At 65.9% G+C, this 14,727-nt stretch carries 12 protein-coding genes; 3 read left to right on the top strand and 9 right to left on the bottom strand.

What is annotated here, in order from left to right; all coding sequences use genetic code 11:
* Positions 1-67: 67 nt before the first annotated feature.
* The 3 genes from HCU76_RS09850 (at position 68) to HCU76_RS09840 (ending at position 4,715) form a co-directional block, all read left to right on the top strand.
* Complete coding sequence (locus tag HCU76_RS09850) at positions 68-2,521, top strand: phosphoketolase (RefSeq protein WP_218509124.1); 2,454 nt, start codon at positions 68-70, stop codon at positions 2,519-2,521.
* A gap of 80 nt (positions 2,522-2,601) precedes the next feature.
* Positions 2,602-3,666, top strand: coding sequence for a PLP-dependent cysteine synthase family protein (locus HCU76_RS09845; protein WP_218509123.1), 1,065 nt, complete (start codon positions 2,602-2,604; stop codon positions 3,664-3,666).
* The gene (locus HCU76_RS09840; protein ID WP_218509122.1) at positions 3,663-4,715 is read left to right on the top strand and encodes a carotenoid 1,2-hydratase; all 1,053 of its coding nucleotides are present in this window, start codon (positions 3,663-3,665) and stop codon (positions 4,713-4,715) included. Before HCU76_RS09845 ends, HCU76_RS09840 begins: the two co-directional genes overlap by 4 nt.
* 78 nt (positions 4,716-4,793) lie before the next feature.
* Here HCU76_RS09840 and HCU76_RS09835 read toward each other — a convergent pair whose 3' ends face one another.
* The 9 genes from HCU76_RS09835 to HCU76_RS09795 form a co-directional block, all read right to left on the bottom strand.
* A complete protein-coding gene (locus HCU76_RS09835) occupies positions 4,794-5,750 on the bottom strand; it encodes an SMP-30/gluconolactonase/LRE family protein (protein ID WP_218509121.1) in 957 nt (318 codons plus the stop codon).
* Entirely contained in the window at positions 5,747-6,733 is a 987-nt protein-coding gene (locus HCU76_RS09830; RefSeq protein ID WP_218509120.1) for a branched-chain amino acid ABC transporter permease, read from the bottom strand. Before HCU76_RS09830 ends, HCU76_RS09835 begins: the two co-directional genes overlap by 4 nt.
* An 8-nt stretch (positions 6,734-6,741) precedes the next feature.
* Positions 6,742-7,617: a branched-chain amino acid ABC transporter permease gene (locus HCU76_RS09825; RefSeq protein WP_213953408.1), complete on the bottom strand. Its 876-nt coding sequence runs from the start codon at positions 7,615-7,617 to the stop codon at positions 6,742-6,744.
* Positions 7,618-7,656: 39 nt separating this feature from the next.
* Complete coding sequence (locus tag HCU76_RS09820; protein WP_213953407.1) at positions 7,657-8,850, bottom strand: ABC transporter substrate-binding protein; 1,194 nt, start codon at positions 8,848-8,850, stop codon at positions 7,657-7,659.
* 11 nt (positions 8,851-8,861) lie between these two features.
* A complete protein-coding gene (locus tag HCU76_RS09815; protein WP_213953406.1) occupies positions 8,862-10,058 on the bottom strand; it encodes an ABC transporter substrate-binding protein in 1,197 nt (398 codons plus the stop codon).
* Positions 10,059-10,101: 43 nt separating this feature from the next.
* Positions 10,102-10,812 (bottom strand): ABC transporter ATP-binding protein, encoded by a 711-nt coding sequence (locus HCU76_RS09810; RefSeq protein WP_218509119.1) that lies wholly within the window; start codon positions 10,810-10,812, stop codon positions 10,102-10,104.
* Positions 10,812-11,582, bottom strand: coding sequence for an ABC transporter ATP-binding protein (locus tag HCU76_RS09805; protein WP_218509118.1), 771 nt, complete (start codon positions 11,580-11,582; stop codon positions 10,812-10,814). The genes HCU76_RS09810 and HCU76_RS09805 overlap by 1 nt, the downstream gene beginning before the upstream one ends.
* A gap of 174 nt (positions 11,583-11,756) precedes the next feature.
* Positions 11,757-13,319, bottom strand: coding sequence for a DHA2 family efflux MFS transporter permease subunit (locus tag HCU76_RS09800; RefSeq protein ID WP_218509117.1), 1,563 nt, complete (start codon positions 13,317-13,319; stop codon positions 11,757-11,759).
* A gap of 26 nt (positions 13,320-13,345) precedes the next feature.
* The gene (locus HCU76_RS09795; protein WP_218509116.1) at positions 13,346-14,722 is read right to left on the bottom strand and encodes an efflux RND transporter periplasmic adaptor subunit; all 1,377 of its coding nucleotides are present in this window, start codon (positions 14,720-14,722) and stop codon (positions 13,346-13,348) included.
* Between the last annotated feature and the right edge of the window lie 5 nt (positions 14,723-14,727).

Here is a 14,727-nt window from a genome sequence, read left to right as displayed (position 1 = left end):
AGCGAGGCGCACCGCCTATGCGCGCCCGCGCACAGACGGTGCGGCCCGGCGACTTCTATAACAAGGCATGAAGATCGCCACCCTGCCCCCCGAACTGCTCTCCCGCATGGACGCGTATTGGCGCGCCGCCAACTACCTGTCCGTCGGCCAGCTCTATCTCTACGACAACCCCCTGCTGCGCGTGCCGCTGAAGCTGTCGCATGTCAAGCCGCTCGTGGTCGGGCACTGGGGCACCGTGCCGGGCCAGAACTTCATCTACGTGCACCTGAACCGGGTCATCAGGGAGCACGACCTGAACATGATCTATGTCGCCGGCCCCGGCCATGGCGGGCAGGCGCTGGTGGGCAACGCCTGGCTAGAAGGCACCTACAGCGAGATCTACCCGGACATCGGGCAGGACGAGGCCGGCATGAAGAAGCTGTTCGCGCAGTTCTCGTTTCCCGGCGGCATTTCGAGTCACGTCGCGCCGACGACGCCAGGCTCCATCCACGAAGGCGGTGAACTGGGCTACTCGCTCAGCCACGCGTTCGGCGCGGTATTCGACAACCCCGACCTGATCGTCGCCTGCGTGGTCGGCGACGGCGAAGCCGAGACTGGCCCGCTGGCCACGGCCTGGCATTCGAACAAGATGCTCGACCCGATCAACGATGGCGCAGTGCTGCCAATCCTTCACCTCAATGGTTTCAAGATCAGCAACCCGACCGTGCTGGCACGCATCGAGCGCGACGAACTGGCGCAGTTCTTCCGCGGCTGCGGCTGGACACCGCTGTTCGTGGAGGGCGAGGACCCGCAACAGATGCACCAGCTCATGGCCGCCACGATGGACTACGCCGTCGAGCAGATCCGGCGGATCCAGCAGGATGCGCGCGGCACCGGCGACCACGAGCGGCCGCGCTGGCCGATGATCGTCTTCAGGTCCCCCAAGGGATGGACCGGGCCGAAGGTGGTCGACGGACTGCCGGTCGAAGGCACCTTCCGGTCGCACCAGGTGCCGCTGGTGGTCGATCCCGCGCACCCCGACCACCTGTTGCAACTCGAAGCCTGGATGAAGAGCTATGGCGCCGAAACCCTGTTCGACGAGCGGGGCGGCTTGCTTCCCGAATTGGCCGAGCTGGCACCCAGGGGCACGCGCCGGATGAGCGCCAATCCCCATGCCAACGGTGGCATGCTGCTGCGCGACCTGCGCATGCCCGAGTTCCGGTCCTACGCCATCGCAGTGGAGAGCCCCGGCGCGGTCGACATGGGCGACACGGTGGTGCTCGGCAAGTTTCTGCGCGACGTGATCAAGCTCAATCCGCAGACTTTCCGCCTCTTCGGGCCGGACGAAACGCTCTCGAACCTGTTGGGCGCCGTCTTCGAAGCCACCGCGCGCCAGTGGGACGCGCGGCATGTACCCGGCGACGAGTTCCTCGCGCCGGCCGGCCGCGTGCTCGATTCGATGCTCAGCGAGCACCAGTGCGAAGGCTGGCTCGAAGGCTACCTGCTGACCGGCCGCCACGGCGTGTTCAACAGCTACGAGGCCTTTATTCGCATCGTGGATTCGATGTTCAGCCAGCATGCCAAGTGGTTGAAGGTCACGTCGGAACTGCCGTGGCGGCGCCCGATCGCCTCATTGAACTACCTGCTCGCCTCGCATGTCTGGCAGCAGGACCACAACGGCTTCACGCACCAGGACCCGGGCTTCCTCGACCACGTGGTCAACAAGAAAGCCGACATCGTTCGCATCTACCTGCCGCCCGATGCCAACTGCCTGCTGTCGGTGTTCGACCACTGCCTGCGCAGCCGGCACTATGTCAACGTCGTGGTGGCCGGCAAGCATGCATTGCCGCAGTGGCTGGACATGGAGGCCGCCGTCATGCACTGCACCGAAGGCATCGGCATCTGGCAGTGGGCCAGCAACGACCAGGACGCCGAGCCCGACATCGTCATGGCCTGCTGCGGCGACACGCCCACGCTGGAAGTGCTGGCGGCCGTCTCGATCCTGCGCGAACACCTGCCCGAGATCCGCATCCGCGTCATCAACGTCGTCGACCTGATGAAGCTGCAATCCGCGAGCGAGCATCCGCATGGGCTGAACGAGTCGGACTACAACTCGCTGTTCACCATCGACAAGCACATCATCTTTGCCTTCCACGGCTATCCGTCGCTGGTTCATCGCCTGACCTACCGGCGCGCCAACCGCAACCTGCACGTGCACGGCTACCGGGAAGAAGGCACCATCACCACCGTGTTCGACATGCGCGTGCAGAACGAGCTGGACCGCTTCCACCTGGTGCAGGACGTGATCGACTACCTGCCCAACCTGGGGAGCAAGGGCGCCTACCTGAAGCAGATGACGCAGGACAAGCTGATCGCGCACCAGCACTACATCCGCCAGCATGGGCAGGACATGCCCGAGATCCGGAACTGGAAATGGGGCAATCCGCCGTCGACAAGTTCGGGCAGCGGGCACGATGGAGGCGCCGCCGAACATGGAGAGCCGGACGACGAATACCAACGGCCGGTCTACGTCTCCAGCTAGGGAAGCTATTCGTCGACGCCTCCGAGCGAAATACCAAGCGCCGCGTCCCCGATCGCAGGCGGTTTGGTGACAATCCCCCGATGACGCGTCCCCCCCACACCCCAGGCTGGCAGACCGAGGCGATCCGCCGCATCGAGGCCGACTACCAGCGCAGCGCCGACACGCACCTCATCCCGCTGCCGCTGCCCGGCCTCGCCGCTGCCGGCATCGACCTGTACCTGAAGGACGAGTCGACCCATCCCACGGGCAGCCTGAAGCACCGGCTCGCGCGCTCGCTGTTTCTCTACGCCTTGTGCAACGGCTGGATCCGCGAAGGCACCACGGTCGTCGAGGCATCGAGCGGCTCGACGGCCGTGAGCGAGGCCTACTTCGCGCGGCTGCTGGGCCTGCCCTTCGTCGCGGTGATGCCGCGCACCACCTCGCCTGAAAAGATCGCACAGATCGGCTTCTACGGCGGCCAATGCCATTTCGTCGAGCGCGCCGCGCAGGTCTACGACGAGGCGCGCGCGCTGGCCGAGCGCAGCAACGGCCACTACATGGACCAGTTCACGTTTGCCGAACGCGCCACCGACTGGCGCGGCAACAACAACATCGCGCAGAGCATGTTCGAGCAGATGACGCACGAGCGGCATCCGGTCCCGGCTTGGATCGTGGTCGGCGCCGGCACGGGCGGCACCAGCGCAACCATCGGGCGCTATGTGCGCTATCGCTGCCACGACACCTCGATCTGCGTGGCCGATCCCGAGGGCTCGGTGTTCGGCGCCTACCACCGCACGGGCGATGCATCGCTGACCGCCCCGGGCTCGCGCATCGAGGGCATCGGCCGTCCGCGCGTGGAGCCCAGCTTCATCCGCACGCTGGTGGACCGGATGGTCGAAGTGTCCAACGCCGACTCGGTGGCCGCGATGCGCGCGCTCTCGGCGCTGCTCGGCCGCAAGGTCGGACCCTCGACCGGCACCAACCTGGTGGCGATGCTGGCGATCGCGCAGGAGATGCGCGATGCCGGCCGGCAGGGCTCGATCCTGTCGCTGCTCTGCGATGCCGGCGAACGCTACCTGCCCAGCTACCACGATGCCGATTGGGTGCGCGAAGCGTTCGGCGATGTGAGCGCGGACCAGCGACGCATCGAGGCGCTGCTGAAATGACGCTGCGCCTGTCGCGTCGCCACCTGCTGCTGGGCGCGCTGATGCCGCTGCCGGCCTGGGCCCTGCCGCCCCGCGGCTTGCAGTTTCCGCGCGACTTCGGCAGCCATCCCGACTTGCGCACCGAGTGGTGGTACATCACCGGCCAGGCCACGTCCGGCGCGCGCGTGTTCGGCTTCCAGGTGACCTTCTTTCGATCGCGCATCGCAGAGACGCAAGCCATGCAATCGGCCTTCGCGGCCAGGCAACTGATCTTTGCGCATGCCGCAATGACCGATCTCGCCGGCGGCAAGCTGCTGCACGACCAGCGCATCGCGCGGGCCGGCATGGGCGTGGCCGAGGCGAGCGAAGGCGATACCCGCGTGCATCTGCGCGACTGGCTGCTGGAACGCAAGGCCGAGGAGTACAGCGCCCGCATTCCGGCCAGCGGCTTCGCGCTGGACCTGCGTTTCATGCCCACGCAACCGCCGCTGCTCCAAGGTGACGCCGGCCTGTCGCGCAAGGGCCCGGAGGTCGCGCAGGCCAGCTACTACTACAGCGAGCCGCAACTCGCGACGAGCGGCCGCATCACCCTGCACGGCCAGCCCTTCGACGTGCAGGGCAAGGCCTGGCTGGACCACGAATGGAGCGAAGCCTACCTGCACCCCGACGCGGCCGGCTGGGACTGGATCGGCATGAACCTCGCGGACGGCAGCGCGCTGATGGCTTTTCGGATGCGCCTCAAGACGGGGGGCGTGCTGTGGGCCGGTGGCTCGTTCCGGGCGGCCGGCGGCGTGCCGAAGCCGTTCGCGCCGGACGAGGTGGCATTCGAGCCGCTGCGCGTGTGGAAGAGCACGGCCAGCCAGGCGAGCTACCCGGTCGAATGGAAAGTGCGCACGCCTGCGGGGAGCTTTGTCGTCAAGGCCCTGCTGGATGACCAGGAACTCGACAGCCGCGGCTCGACCGGCGCGATCTATTGGGAAGGCCTGAGCGACCTTCTGGATGAAAAAGGCAAGCCCGTCGGGCGGGGCTACCTGGAGATGACGGGCTACGCGGCTGCGCTACGGCTCTGACGCGACTTTGCAATCAAGCGCAGGACAAGGCGGAGCGCCGCAGACAGTGCTGTAGCACGGCAAGGCGATCCAACGCAGTCATGCGTTTGATTGCGAAGTCGTATGAGCGCCCTGCGTGTTCACGTACAGCGCATACACCGACTGGCTCGCCGCCATGAACAGCCGGTTGCGCGCCACGCCGCCAAAGCACAGGTTGGCGCAACGCTCCGGCAGCGTGATGTGCCCGATGGGCTTGCCATCCGGTGCGAACACCCGCACCCCGTCCTGGCCCTCGCCCGTGCCCCAGCCGGCCCAGAGGTTGCCGTCGACATCGCAGCGGAAGCCATCAGGGCGCTCGCCCTTCTTGCAGCTGTAGAACACGCCGTCGTTGTAGAGCTGATCACCGCCATCGCTGACATCGAACACGCGGATGCGGGGTGGTGTGGTGCCGGACTCGACCACGTACAGCCGCTTCTCGTCCGGCGAGAAGCACAGTCCATTGGGCCGGTTCACCGAACTCCTGACCACGGTCGCGTGGCCTGTCTTGCAGTCCACGCGATAGATGTTGGTGGGCAACTCCGCCTCGGCGCGATGGCCTTCGTAGTGGCCCAGGATGCCGAAGGGCGGATCGGTGAACCAGATCGAGTCGTCGGACTTCACCACGATGTCGTTGGGCGAGTTGAGCCGCTTGCCGTCGAACTTGTCGAGGATCACGGTCACGCGCCCATCGTGCTCGGTACGCGTGACGCTGCGGCTGCCGTGCTCGCAGCTCAGCAGCCGTCCTTGCCGGTCGCGCGTGTGTCCGTTCGCGAAGTTGGACGGCTGCCGGAACACGGTCACGTCGCCGCTCGCTTCGTCCCAACGCATCACGCGGTTGTTGGGGATGTCGCTCCACAGCAGGCAGCGATGGTCGCCGAACCAGACCGGACCCTCCGCCCAGCGCATGCCGGTGGCGATCCGCTCGATGGCGGCGCTGAAGATCATGTACTTGCCGAAGCGCGGGTCCAGCGCCCGCACCGCGGGATCCGGGTAGCGCGTGGCGGCCTGCCAGCTCATTTCGCCGGCCCCCGAAGCCGATCGATGAACGCGATGATCTCGCCCATGATCCCGCGCCGGAACGCCAGCACGCAAACCACGAAGATCAGGCCCGTGACCATCGTGACCGACTCGCCCAGCGTATTGAACCAGTCGATGGTGGTGATGCGCGCCAGCAGGTTGCCGAGTTCGCCGATCTTGTTCTCCAGCAGCACCACGACGGCCGAGCCGACCAGCGGTCCCGACAGCGTGCCCAGCCCGCCCACCAGCGTCATCAGGATGACCTGGCCCGATGCCGTCCAGTGCACGTCGCTCAAGGTGGCAAAGCCCAGCACCAGCGTCTTCAGCGAACCCGCCAGGCCCGACAGCGCCGCCGAGATCACGAAGGCCAGCAGCTTGAAGCGGCTCACGTCATAGCCCAGCGACAGCGCACGCGGCTCGTTCTCCTTGATCCCCTTGAGCACCTGCCCGAACGGCGAATGGATGGTGCGCACGATCAGCAGGAAAGCGAGCACCACGACCACGAGTGCGACGTAGTACATCGTGAGGTCGTTCGACAGGTCGATCACGCCGAACAGCTTGCCGCGCGGCACGCCCTGGAGGCCGTCCTCGCCGCCAGTGAACTTGGCTTGCAGCGCGACGAAGAACATCATCTGGGCCAGCGCCAGCGTGATCATCGCGAAGTAGATGCCCTGGCGGCGGATCGCCAGCACGCCGAACAGCCAGCCCAGCAGCGCGCCGGTGAGCGTGCCGGCCAGCAGGCCGAGTTCCGGCGTCAATCCCCAGACCTTGATCGCATGGCCGGCGACGTAGGCCGAGCCGCCGAGGAAGGCCGCATGCCCGAAGGACAGCAGCCCGGTGTAGCCGAGCAGCAGGTTGAATGCAGAGGCGAACAGCGCGAAGCACATCAGCTTCATCACGAACACGGGGTACGCGCCGAAGAACGGCGCCAGGACCAGCGCGACCAGCAGCAGCGCGTAGACGACAGTAGAGATCTTCTTCATGCCGCGCTTTATTTTTCTTTTCCGAACAGGCCGGCCGGACGGATGAGCAGCACGATGACCATGATCACGAACACGACCGTGGACGAAGCTTCCGGATAGAACACCTTGGTGAAGCCCTCCACGACGCCGAGCCCGAGCCCGGTCAGGATGGCGCCCATGATCGAGCCCATGCCGCCGATCACCACCACCGCGAACACCACGATGATGAGGTTCTGCCCCATCAACGGCGACACCTGGATCACCGGCGCCGCCAGCACGCCGGCAAAGGCCGCCAGTGCGCATCCGAAGGCATAGGTCAGCGTGATCATCAGCGGCACGTTGACGCCGAAGGCCTCGACCAGCCGCGGGTTCTCGGTGCCGGCACGCAGGTAGGCGCCGAGCCGGGTCTTCTCGATCACGTACCAGGTCGCGAAGCAGATCACCAGCGACGCCAGCACGACCCAGGCGCGGTAGTTGGGCAGGACCATGAAGCCGAGATCCGTCGCGCCCGCCAGCGCGTCGGGTGCGTCGTAAGGCAGGCCGGACGAGCCATAGACCGAGCGGAACACCCCTTCGATCAGCAACGTGAGCCCGAGTGTCAACAGCAGGCCGTAGAGGTGGTCGAGCTTGTAGATCCAGCGCAGCAGCAATCGCTCGATCAGGACGCCGACGATGCCGACCACGATCGGCGCCAGCAGCAGCATGAACCAGTAGTTGATGCCGAAATACTCCGCCGCCATCCACGTGAAGATGGCGCCCAGCATGAACAGCGCGCCGTGCGCGAAGTTGATGACGTTGAGCAACCCGAAGATCACCGCGAGCCCGAGGCTCAGGATCGCGTAGAACGAGCCGTTGACCAGCCCCAGGAGGAGCTGGCTCAACAGGCCCTGGATCGAAATGTTCATGTGGTTGGGAGCGCGCGGGTCAGGTTGGCAGCGAGACGGTTACTTCCAGAGGGCGCACTTCGACTCGGCCTTGGTCGTGAAGACCTCGTCGCCCTTGAGCTTCTGCACCAGCTTGTAGTAGTCCCACGGCTGCTTCGATTCGGCCGGCGACTTGACCTGCATCAGGTACATGTCGTGCACGAAGCGGCCGTCGGCGCGCACCGTGCCCTTGGCATAGAAGTCGTCGATCGGCGTCTTCTTGATCTGGTCCATGACCTTGTCGGCGTCGATGGTCTTGGCGGCCTGCAGCGCCTTCAGGTAGGTCATGGTGGCCGAGTAGTCCGCCGCCTGGATGTCGGTGGGCATGCGCTTGGTCTTTTCGAAGAAGCGCTTGCCGAATTCGCGCGTCTTGTCGTCGAGGTTCCAGTCCCAGCTCGTCGTGACCAGCAGGCCCTCGGCATTCTTGAGGCCGATGCTGTGCACGTCGGTCACGAACACCAGCAGGCCGACCATCTTCATCGTCTTGGTGATGCCGAATTCCTTGGCCGCCTTGATCGCGTTGATGGTGTCGCCGCCGGCGTTGGCCAGCGCCAGCACCTGCGCCTTCGAGTTCTGCGCCTGCAGCAGGAAGGACGAGAAGTCGGAGGTATTGAGCGGATGCTTGACCGAGCCCACCACCGTGCCGCCCTTCTCCTTCACGACCTTGGTGGCATCGGCTTCGAGTGCCTGGCCGAAGGCGTAGTCGGCCGTGAGGAAGAACCAGCTCTTGTCGCCGCGCGCGATGACGGCGCTGCCGGTGCCCTTGGCCAGCGCCACCGTGTCGTAGGCGTAATGCACGGTGTAGGGGCTGCACTGCTCGTTGGTCAGGGCCGAGCTGCCGGCGCCGTTGACCATGAACACGCGCTTCTTCTCCTGCGCCACCTTGGCCATCGCCAGGCCGGTGCCCGAGCTGGTGCCGCCGAACAGCATCGTCAGGCCTTGCGTGTCGATCCACTCGCGTGCCTTCGAGGCGGCGATGTCGGCCTTGTTCTGGTGGTCTGCGGTGAGCAGTTCGATCGGCATGCCGTTGACCTTGCCGCCGAAGTCGTCGATGGCCATCTGGATGGCCAGTGCGCCGTTCTTGCCTTCGACGTCGGCATAGAGGCTCGACATGTCGGTGATGAAGCCGATCTTGACCTTTTCCTGGGCTTGCGCGGCGCCAGACGCCAGTGCGATGGCGAGGGAGACGGCGGAGAGTGCGAGTACCTTTTTCATGGTCGGATTCCTTATTTCCAGAGAGCGCATTTCGATTCGGATTGGGTCGTGAAGATTTGGTCGCCCGGCATCTTCTTGATCACCTTGAGGTAGTCCCACGGCCGCTTCGATTCCTCGGGCTTCTTCACTTCCACGAGGTACATGTCGTGGATGAAGCTGCCGTCGGCGCGGATCTGGCCCTTGGCATAGAAGTCGTCGATCTTCATGCTCTTGAGCTGGGCCATCACCTTGTCGCTGTCGGTGGTCTTGGCGGCCGTCACGGCCTTCAGGTAGGTCATGGTGGCCGAGTAGTCGGCGGCCTGCACGTCGGTCGGCATGCGCTTGGTCTTCTCGAAGTAGCGGGTCGCGAACTTGCGCGTGTCGTCGTTCAGGTCCCAATACCAGCTCGTGGTGTGCAGCAGGCCTTCGGTGTTCTTCAGGCCCAGGCTGTGCACGTCGCTCAGGAACACCAGCAGGCCGGCGACCTTCATGGTCTTGGTGATGCCGAATTCCTTGGCCGCCTTCATCGAGTTGATGAAGTCGCCGCCGGCATTGGCCAGACCCAGGATCTGCGCCTTGGAGTTCTGCGCCTGCAGCAGGAAGGACGAGAAGTCCGACGCGTTGAGCGGATGCCTGACCGAGCCGACCACCGTGCCGCCCTTGGCCTTGACCACGGTCGTGGTGTCGGCCTCGAGCGCCTGCCCGAAGGCATAGTCGGCCGTCAGGAAGAACCAGCTCTTGCCGCCGTTGTCCACCACCGCGCCGCCGGTGCCCTTGGCCAGCGCCACGGTGTCGTAGGCATAGTGCACGGTGTAGGGGCTGCAGGCTTCATTGGTCAGCGCCGATGAGCCCGCGCCGTTGTTGAAGTAGACGCGCTTCTTTTCCTGCGCCACCTTGGCCGCGGCCAGCGCCACGCCGGAGTTGGTGCCGCCGAACACCATGGTCACGCCGGCGGTGTCGATCCATTCGCGCGCCTTCGAGGCGGCGATGTCGGCCTTGTTCTGGTGGTCGGCCGTGAGCAGCTCGATCGGCTGGCCCAGCGCCTTGCCGCCGAAGTCGTCGATGGCCATCTGGATCGCGGTGGCGCCGCCCTTGCCTTCCAGGTCGGCGTAGAGGCCCGACAGGTCGGTGACGAAGCCGATCTTGACTTTCTCCTGCGCGTAGGCCGGGACCGCTGCCAACGCGAGCGCGCCGATGGCCAGTGTCAGTGCGGTAAGACGGTATTTCATGGATTCCTCTGTGCGATCGATGGAAAAACGTAAAAGGGAAAAATCAGACGCCCAGCAGTTCATTGAGCACCGGCATCTTGGCCTCGAGTTCCTTCGCGCTGAAGGCCTCGACCATGCGGCCGTGCTCCATCACGTAGAAACGATCGGCCAGCGGCGCGGCAAAGCGGAAGTTCTGCTCCACCATGACGATGGTGTAGCCCTTTGACCGCAGCGTGACGATCATGCGGGCCAGCGCCTGCACGATCACCGGTGCGAGTCCTTCGGAAATTTCGTCCAGCAGCAGCAGCCTGGCGCCGGTGCGCAGGATGCGCCCCACTGCGAGCATCTGTTGCTCGCCGCCCGAGAGCCGCGTGCCCTGGCTGTTGCGGCGCTCGGCCAGGTTGGGAAACATCGCGTAGATCTCTTCCACGGACATGCCCTTGTCGGCACCCTTGAGCACCGGCGGCAGCAGCAGGTTCTCTTCCGCGGAAAGGCTCGCGAAGATGCCGCGCTCTTCCGGGCAATAGCCGATGCCGAGATGCGCGATCTTGTGCGTCGGCAAGCCCACCGTCTCGGTGCCGTGCACCTTGATGCTGCCCTTGCGGCTGCCGGTCAGGCCGAGCACTGCGCGCATCGTGGTGGTGCGCCCTGCACCATTGCGGCCCAGCAGCGTGACCACTTCGCCGGGCTGCACCACCATGTCGACGCCATGCAGCACATGCGACTCGCCGTACCAGGCGTGCAGGTCCTTGATTTCGAGTGCGGGGGCGGCCATCAATGTGCTCCCTGCAGTTGGCCGTCGGTCGTGCCCATGTAGGCCTCCATGACCAGCGGATTCTTCGAGACCTCGGCGTACTGCCCTTCGGCCAGCACGGCGCCGCGCTGCAGCACGGTGATGGTGTCGGCAATCGTGGAGACCACGCTCATGTTGTGCTCGACCATCAGGATGGTGCGGCCCGCCGACACGCGCTTGATGAGTTCGGCCACACGGTGCACGTCTTCGTGGCCCATGCCCTGCGTGGGCTCGTCGAGGAGCATCAATTCGGGCTCCATCGCGAGCGTGGTCGCGATTTCGAGCGCGCGCTTGCGGCCGTACGGCAGGTTGACCGTCAGCTCGTCGGCCATTTCCTCGAGCCCCACCTCGGACAGCAGTTCACGCGCCCGCGCCTCGAGCGGCTTGAGCGACTTCTCGCTCTTCCAGAAGTGGTACGAAGTTCCCAGCGAACGCTGCAGGCCCAACCGCACGTTCTCCATCAAGGTGAGGTGCGGAAAGACGGCCGAGATCTGGAACGAGCGGATGATGCCGCGACGCGCGATCTGCGCGGGGCGTTCCTGGGTGATGTCCTGGCCGTTGAAGAGGATCGTGCCGGACGTGGGCTCCAGGAACTTGGTCAGCAGGTTGAAGCAGGTGGTCTTGCCAGCGCCGTTGGGCCCGATCAGCGCATGGATCGCGCCGCGCTTCACGGCAAGGTCGACCTTGCTGACAGCGGTGAAGCCCTTGAATTCCTTGGTGAGCTGGCGCGTTTCAAGAATGATGTCGCTCATCTCGCGCGCTCGCCCTCTTGCTGGCGGAAATTTACGGTCATGCAGTCCATCTGTTCGCGCTACCAAGCGAGCGCGGACGGATGTTAGGCGCGGCCTAATGCCCTTCCTACTGGGGCAAATGCCTATGCTGCAGTGCAACGGCGCGCGGTCCTACGCGCCGCCGTAAGACTCCTGTCAGTGAGCCCCGGCCGCGGCGTCGCTGGCGCCTGCGCCACCCTTCGGCGGACGCGACAGCCACACCAGCGGAATGAGCAGGATGAAGATCACCGCGGACGCATAGAACAGGTCGTCCGCAGCCAGCATGAAGGCCTGCTGGTCGACCATCCGATTGAGCTGCCCCAGCACCTGGTCCGCACTGAACCCAGTGCCGCCCAGCCCCGTGATCGCGCTGGCTGTCGCCGAGCTGCCGCTGGTCACCGCTTCCACGAGTTGCGCGTGGTGCAGCGCCGCGCGGTTCTCCCACACCGTGGTCGCGATCGACGTGCCCATCGCGCCCGCCGTGATGCGCAGGAAATTCGACAGGCCCGACGCCGCCGGAATGCGGTCCGGCGTGAGGCCCGACAGCGTGATCGTGACCAGCGGAATGAAGAAGAACGCCATCGCCACGCCCTGGATGATGGTCGGGATCATCAGCGTCCAGAAGTCGGCCTGCGTGCTGAAGCGCGATCGCATGAACAGCACCAGCGCGAACACGAGGAACGAGAAGGTCGTGTAGCGCCGCGGGTCCACCTTGGCCACGGTCAGCCCGACGATCGGCGAGAACACGATCGCCAGCAATCCGACCGGCGCCGTCACCATGCCGGCATCGGTCGCGGTGTAGCCCATCCACTGCTGCAGCCACAGCGGCATGATCACCACGTTGCCGAAGAACAGGCCGTAGGCGATGGCCGTCGCGAAGGCGCCCGTCCAGAAGTTGCGGCGCTTGAACAGCGACAGGTCCACCACCGGATGCTCCTCGGTCAGCTCCCAGATCAGGAAGAAGGCAAACGCGACCACCGCGATCACGGCCAGCGCGACGATCGTGCTCGAATGGAACCAATCGAGCTCCTTGCCCTTGTCCAGCATCAACTGCAGCGAGCCGACCCACAGCACCAGCAGCCCGAGTCCGATCGCGTCGATCGGCACCTTGTAGGTCGCGCTGTCGCGATTGCGGTAGAGCGCCCAGGTGATGGCCGCGGCGACGAAACCGACCGGCAGGTTGATGTAGAAGATCCACGGCCACGAGATGTTGTCGGTGATCCAGCCGCCGAGCAGCGGCCCCATCACCGGCGCGACCAGCGTGGTCATCGCCCACATGGCCATCGCCAGCCCGGCCTTGGCCTTCGGATAGCTGGCGAGCAGCAGGGTCTGCGACAACGGGATCATCGGCCCGGCAACGAAGCCCTGCGCCGCGCGGAACAGGATCAGCGTGGTCATGTTCGGCGCCAGGCCGCACAACAGCGAGGTCAGCATGAACAGCGCGATGCTGAGCACGAACAGGCGCACCTGACCGAAGCGCTGCGTCATGAAGCCGGTCAGCGGCACGGCGATCGCGTTGGCGACCGCGAAGCTGGTGATGACCCAGGTGCCCTGCGTCGCACTGACGCCGAGGTCACCCGAGATGGCAGGCAAGGACACGTTCGCGATCGATGAATCGAGCACGTTCATGAAGGTAGCCGCGGAGAGCGCAATGGTCCCCCAGACGCGCGCGGCGCCTTCGAGGGGTGCGTGGGCTACGTGGGCGGGAGCGGTAGCCATGAAAGGACTGGAAAGCTACCGCGGGATCAGCTGCGCGGCGTCGACAGCGCGACCGCAGCCGAGTGTGGGCCGCTGGCTTGCGGCGGCTCGGCCGAGGCGCCCGGGCTGGGCACCGCTGGCGCTGGCGCCGGTGTGCCCGGCTGCTTGCCGGCCTGGGGCGCACGCGCACCGCCCACGTTGGCCGCGATGATGCCGTTGACCACGGCTTCGGCGCCCTCGTTCAGCGCGCTATAGACAGCGGTCTGCGAAAACGCCGCGGCGCGCGGAGCATCGGCCAGCATCTTGCCGTCCTTTTTCGACACGTCGATGGTCGCATCCATCGACAGGCCCACGCGCAGCGGATTGGTCTTGAGCTGCTCGGGGTCGAGCGAGATGCGAACCGGCACGCGCTGCACCACCTTGATCCAGTTGCCGGTCGCGTTCTGCGCGGGCAGCAGCGCAAAGGCGGACCCAGTGCCCACGCCCAGGCCTGCGACCTTGCCGGTGTACTCGACCTTCTTGCCGTACAGGTCGGCGGTCATCTTCACCGGCTGGCCGAGGCGGATGTTGCGCAGCTGCACTTCCTTGAAGTTGGCATCGACCCAGACCTGGTTCAGCGGCACGATCGACATCATCGGCGTGCCGGCTGCGACGCGCTGGCCCAGTTGCACGGTGCGCCTGGCGACGTAGCCATCCACCGGCGCGGGCATGGCGACGCGTTGCGTGGCCAGGTAGGCCTCGCGCACCTTGGCGGCGGCGGCGAGGACGGCGGGGTGCTTCTCGATGCTGGTCCCTTCGGTCAGCGACTGGTTGCTCACCAGTTGCTCGCGCGCCGACACCACGCCGGCCTGCGCCGCGGCCAACTGGCTCCTGGCGTTCGACAGCGCCGTCTCCGAGTGGCTCAGTTCTTCCTTCGACACGGCGCCGTTGCCGGAAAGCGCCTGGCGGCGCTTCAGGTCCTCCTGGGCGCGTTCGATGTCGCTCTGGGCGCGCACGATGTCGGCCTGGCGCAGGTTGACCTGGGCCGCGAGCGAACCGTTGTTGGCATAGAGCGTGCGCACCTGGCGCACGGCCTGGGCCAGCGCGGCCTCCGACTGCTCCAGCGCAACCCTGGCATCGGCCGGGTCGAACTGCACCAGCGGCTGGCCCGCCTTCACGAAATCGGTGTCGTCGGCGCTGATGGACATCACGGTGCCGCTGATCTGCGGCGTGATCTGGATGACGTTGCCCTGAACGTAGGCGTTGTCGGTGTCCTCGTAGTGGCTCGCGACCAGCCATTCATAGGCGCCCCACGCGCCGCCGGCAACGACGACGACGGCCGCGAGCGCGGTGAGTGCACGGCGACGCTTGCCGTTGGGTGCGGGGGCGGCTGCCGGTTCTGCCGGTACTGCAGTTGCGGCGCTGGGGTTGGCGGTGTCGGTCATTTGCG

The sequence above is a fragment of the Variovorax sp. dw_308 genome (assembly GCF_019207085.1).
Taxonomy (GTDB): Bacteria; Pseudomonadota; Gammaproteobacteria; order Burkholderiales; family Burkholderiaceae_C; genus Variovorax.
The sequence above is the reverse complement of the archived record's forward strand: the minus strand, read 5'-3'. Positions and strand labels throughout refer to the sequence as shown.

What these genes read in the sequence shown, in the direction of transcription:
- HCU76_RS09850 (WP_218509124.1), top strand. Translation starts at nt 68, where the DNA reads ATGAAGATCGCCACCCTGCCCCCCGAACTGCTCTCCCGCATGGACGCG.
- HCU76_RS09845 (WP_218509123.1), top strand. Translation starts at nt 2,602, where the DNA reads ATGACGCGTCCCCCCCACACCCCAGGCTGGCAGACCGAGGCGATCCGC.
- HCU76_RS09840 (WP_218509122.1), top strand. Translation starts at nt 3,663, where the DNA reads ATGACGCTGCGCCTGTCGCGTCGCCACCTGCTGCTGGGCGCGCTGATG.
- HCU76_RS09835 (WP_218509121.1), bottom strand. Translation starts at nt 5,750, where the DNA reads ATGAGCTGGCAGGCCGCCACGCGCTACCCGGATCCCGCGGTGCGGGCG.
- HCU76_RS09830 (WP_218509120.1), bottom strand. Translation starts at nt 6,733, where the DNA reads ATGAAGAAGATCTCTACTGTCGTCTACGCGCTGCTGCTGGTCGCGCTG.
- HCU76_RS09825 (WP_213953408.1), bottom strand. Translation starts at nt 7,617, where the DNA reads ATGAACATTTCGATCCAGGGCCTGTTGAGCCAGCTCCTCCTGGGGCTG.
- HCU76_RS09820 (WP_213953407.1), bottom strand. Translation starts at nt 8,850, where the DNA reads ATGAAAAAGGTACTCGCACTCTCCGCCGTCTCCCTCGCCATCGCACTG.
- HCU76_RS09815 (WP_213953406.1), bottom strand. Translation starts at nt 10,058, where the DNA reads ATGAAATACCGTCTTACCGCACTGACACTGGCCATCGGCGCGCTCGCG.
- HCU76_RS09810 (WP_218509119.1), bottom strand. Translation starts at nt 10,812, where the DNA reads ATGGCCGCCCCCGCACTCGAAATCAAGGACCTGCACGCCTGGTACGGC.
- HCU76_RS09805 (WP_218509118.1), bottom strand. Translation starts at nt 11,582, where the DNA reads ATGAGCGACATCATTCTTGAAACGCGCCAGCTCACCAAGGAATTCAAG.
- HCU76_RS09800 (WP_218509117.1), bottom strand. Translation starts at nt 13,319, where the DNA reads ATGGCTACCGCTCCCGCCCACGTAGCCCACGCACCCCTCGAAGGCGCC.
- HCU76_RS09795 (WP_218509116.1), bottom strand. Translation starts at nt 14,722, where the DNA reads ATGACCGACACCGCCAACCCCAGCGCCGCAACTGCAGTACCGGCAGAA.